The sequence below is a fragment of the Photorhabdus heterorhabditis genome (assembly GCF_018448905.1).
GTDB classification, from domain to species: Bacteria; Pseudomonadota; Gammaproteobacteria; order Enterobacterales; family Enterobacteriaceae; genus Photorhabdus; species Photorhabdus heterorhabditis.
Map to the genome: position 1 here is coordinate 1 of NZ_RCWA01000092.1, position 3,535 is coordinate 3,535.

Below are 3,535 nucleotides of genomic sequence, written 5' to 3' on the forward strand. Positions count from 1 at the left end.
AAATAACTTCTCGTCTGGAATGGTTATCTGAGATTATACAATTACCTATAACCTTATTAACCAGTATCGCTCGCTATGTTGGTATGAAAACTAGCAAAATACCGCAATGGCCTCAGGAAGTAGAAGACGCTTGTCAGGTTGATCCTGATGACCCGATCAATGTCAGTGCCGCGAATAATCCTGTGCATTTATGGCGTTATATTTTGGCGAATCAGACGCGGGAAGAACGTCAGGTGTTATATGATCGTAAGTCATCGGCACATGCGCGTTTGCAAGAGAAAATTGCAATGGCTTATTCAACTTCGGTGGAGGCGTAGTTATGAAATGGAATATTTTGTATAACCCTTATAAATTGAATCGTCCTTTGACTTGGGTAGAGAAGCATGATCAACTTTGTCAGGGAAAACCGACTAAGATAACCGCTAAATATGGTCTGTATATTGTTGATCACGATACGGTAATCCGTATGAATTCCACTTATATGGAAACGGTAGATAAATATTACCGAGAGAAGGGATTCGTTAGTTCTCTTCATGCAACGTTATTTTGTTGTTTCTTAGGAATGGCTTTATATTTTACTGGAAAGACGATCTATCTATCTATTTTGAATGGGGCAATTAAAGAAAATACATTAATGGGATTTATGGTTACGATCCCTGCAACTGTGTTTTTTTTATATTTCAGTGGCAAATTTATCTTAAAAGAGTGGTTTGCCAAGACACACTATCCCATTCGATTTAACCGCAAAACCCAGATGATCCATGTTTACCGTTTTGATGGCACAGTATTATCAGTTCCCTGGAAAGAGGTGTTTTTTACCCCAACAATAGGGGGTGGTAAGTGGCCGGAGTGGAGTATCAGCGGCCATATTCTGGCAGACGATAAGGAAACGGTATTAGAGACATTTAGTCTTGGGCTTTCTAGTGGGTTAGATGGGTTGGAAGTGATGCCGGGTTATTGGGAGTTTATCCGTTGTTATATGGAGGAAGAGTGTTTACCGGAACAGGTGGATATTATCGCTTTATGCCCTCCTATTGAGAAACAGAAAGAAAGTTATATTTTTGGATTACAGTATCTGATGCGGATGGGTTCTCGTTTGGGCTGGCTTTTTGGATGGATAATGCTGCCAATTGCTCTAATTACCAGTGTTGCCCGTTATATTGCAATGCAGACCAGTAAAATGCCGCAATGGCCTCAGGAAGTGGAAGAGGCTTGTCAGGTTGATCCTGATGACCCGATTAATGTCAGTGCCGCGAATAATCCCGTGCATTTATGGCGTTATGTGTTGGCGAATCAGACGCGGGAAGAACGTCAGGCATTGTATGATCGCCAATTATCAGCACATAAGCGTTTGCAAGAAAAAATTGCAATGGCTCATTCAACTTCGGCGGAGGCGTAGTTATGAAATGGAATATTTTGTATAACCCTTATAAATTGAATCGTCCTTTGACTTGGGTAGAGAAGCATGATCAACTTTGTCAGGGAAAACCGACTAAGATAACCGCTAAATATGGTCTGTATATTGTTGATCACGATACGGTGATCCGTATGAATTCCACTTATATGGAAACGGTGGATAAGTATTATAGAGAGAAGGGATTTGTTAGTTCTCTTACTGCGACGCTCTTTTTTTATTTTTTAGGATTATCGTTATTTTTTGATGTTGACACGATTTTCCGATGTTTCAATGGAGATTATAAGAGTTTACCTGGCTTTTTTATTTACCAACCGTTTGGTGTGTTTTTTTTGTATTTCAGTGGCAAATTTATCTTAAAAGAGTGGTTTGCTACGACACATTATCCCATTCGATTTAACCGTAAAACCCAGATGATCCATGTTTACCGTTTTGATGGCACAGTATTATCAGTTCCCTGGAAAGAGGTGTTTTTTACCCCAACAATAGGGGGTGGTAAGTGGCCGGAGTGGAGTATCAGCGGCCATATTCTGGCAGACGATAAGGAAACGGTATTAGAGACATTTAGTCTTGGGCTTTCTAGTGGGTTAGATGGGTTGGAAGTGATGCCGGGTTATTGGGAGTTTATCCGTTGTTATATGGAGGAAGAGTGTTTACCGGAACAGGTGGATATTATCGCTTTATGCCCTCCTATTGAGAAACAGAAAGAAAGTTATATTTTTGGATTACAGTATCTGATGCGGATGGGTTCTCGTTTGGGCTGGCTTTTTGGATGGATAATGCTGCCAATTGCTCTAATTACCAGTGTTGCCCGTTATATAGCAATGCAGACCAGTAAAATGCCGCAATGGCCTCAGGAAGTGGAAGAGGCTTGTCAGGTTGATCCTGATGACCCGATTAATGTCAGTGCCGCGAATAATCCCGTGCATCTATGGCGTTATATTTTGGCGAATCAGAAGCGGGAAGAATGTCAGGCATTATATGATCGCCAATTATCAGCATATACCCGTTTGCAAGAGAAAATTGCAATGGCGCATTCATCTACGGATAAATAAAAGCAAGCATATGAACGAAATTATTGTTCCCGGCTTTATTTTCGACGCGGCTATTTTTCCTGGAAAAAACCGACAAAGGTGTAATGATAGGAGAGGTTAAAGGTGAAAAGGTAAAAAACGAAAAGTAACTGTCTCATGCAAGGAAAATTGAAATTAACAATGAGTTAATGATTTCCGCTCGTCCGAAAGAAAGCTTGTGTAATACAAGAGAAACCGTAAGTTTAGTTAAAATGATTGATTGGAGTTTTTATGAAAAAGTTGAGTATTACCCAATAGATTTCAAGGTGTATCGCGACGGCAAGGGAGCGAATCCAACTTTGTGACCGGGGTGAGTGAGTGCAGCCAACAAAGAGGCAACTTGAAAGATGATAGGTATAGTCCTTTGACTAGGTTTGATTATTGATTTGATAGCTATAGGAGGATGCATTCTCATTTGAAATTGAGATTCATTCTTTTTTACGACAATTTTACGTATTTAAGTTACAGGTTTGAAAATGACGTTGGTTATACCGAGTTAAAAGATAATGATAATGAATATTATTTTATTGTATAGATTGATTGTCCGGTTGTATTTGAATGAGCAACCTTTATATGTAAATAAATGTCATCTTGTTTATGTTTTGTTTAATATTCTGGGATTTATCTTTTTGTCTCAATGGTTATATTATCTCGGTATTAGGCAAATTGTGCTTTTTGATGAATGAAGACTTGATTTTTATATGCACCCATTAAGAGAATGGCCTTATTCATAAACCGCGTATCCTGTTAATGCAGACATTAATTGATAGCGTATAAAGGGTCTGCGCTATTATTTATGTTTCGGTTAAACCGCCGGTCAGGAAATATCTGATCCGGTTTGTTGTTTCCCGAATTTATTATGGACGGAACAATTGGGTTCTGCCGTCCAAGGCGAAGGTGCAACGCGGCCGGTCGCCACCCATTCAACGGCTGCGGGGCGTGCTGCCAACCGCAGAGTTGAAATCCGTCTGGTACCTAACGCAGTCGCCTGCCAGCGACTGCAACAAGTGTCAGGCTCTTTATCAACAACAACGTCGCCGGTGCAGGC

2 protein-coding genes and 1 pseudogene are annotated in these 3,535 nt (G+C 40.3%); all 3 read left to right on the forward strand.

What is annotated here, in order from left to right:
* A pseudogene (locus tag EAE89_RS22465) lies at positions 1 to 317 on the forward strand (hypothetical protein); the annotation flags it as partial.
* Between the two features lie 2 nt (positions 318 to 319).
* The gene (locus EAE89_RS22470; RefSeq protein ID WP_214086617.1) at positions 320 to 1,399 is read left to right on the forward strand and encodes a DUF6708 domain-containing protein; all 1,080 of its coding nucleotides are present in this window, start codon (positions 320 to 322) and stop codon (positions 1,397 to 1,399) included.
* 2 nt (positions 1,400 to 1,401) lie between these two features.
* Positions 1,402 to 2,469: a DUF6708 domain-containing protein gene (locus EAE89_RS22475; RefSeq protein ID WP_214086618.1), complete on the forward strand. Its 1,068-nt coding sequence runs from the start codon at positions 1,402 to 1,404 to the stop codon at positions 2,467 to 2,469.
* Positions 2,470 to 3,535: the final 1,066 nt, after the last annotated feature.